This window comes from Streptococcus oralis (assembly GCF_001578935.1).
Classification (GTDB): domain Bacteria; phylum Bacillota; class Bacilli; order Lactobacillales; family Streptococcaceae; genus Streptococcus; species Streptococcus oralis_R.
In genome coordinates this window covers 654,196-654,721 of the sequence record NZ_KQ969521.1, presented here as the reverse complement: position 1 = coordinate 654,721, position 526 = coordinate 654,196, and the positions used below count along the sequence as shown (strand labels likewise).

Below are 526 nucleotides of genomic sequence, written 5' to 3'. Positions count from 1 at the left end.
GGGTTGGATAGACCTGGGTCTTGGTGTACTGACAGCTGCGATAGGGATTCTTGCGATTGTAGGAACCATGGGTTCTGCGACCCCTTTAGTTGTTGCAGGCGGTATCGTGGGTTTTGGGACAACAGCCTATGGGTTGTCTAATATGTACGAGGCTGGTCAGGATATCAAACTTGGGAATGCAGGGGATATTCAGACTAAAGCAGGAAATCCCATCAGAGATACGCTTTTCATGGGGAATGACAAGTTGTATCATGATGTTGGAAATGTCTTTGTGACGGCGAGTGCCATCATGATTCCCATAGGGCAGACCCAGAGCGTTGTCAAAGGGGTGACCCAGTTTGCGATAGGGGAAGCAGGCGCTTATACAGCCGGTCAGGTTGCCTATCATGGGACCAAGTTTGTAGGTGGTAGCGAAGAAGATGCTCAAATCGCAAACTTTATTGGAAACCTGGTAGGAGGCTATGCGGCCTCCTCAGCAGCCAGCAAGTTTAGTCTCAATAAGGTGAAAGTAGAGGTCGAAGCACCG

At 49.6% G+C, this 526-nt stretch carries 1 pseudogene; it reads left to right on the top strand.

The window, feature by feature from the left end:
• Window positions 1-526, top strand: a pseudogene (locus SORDD15_RS10250) (hypothetical protein); the annotation flags it as partial.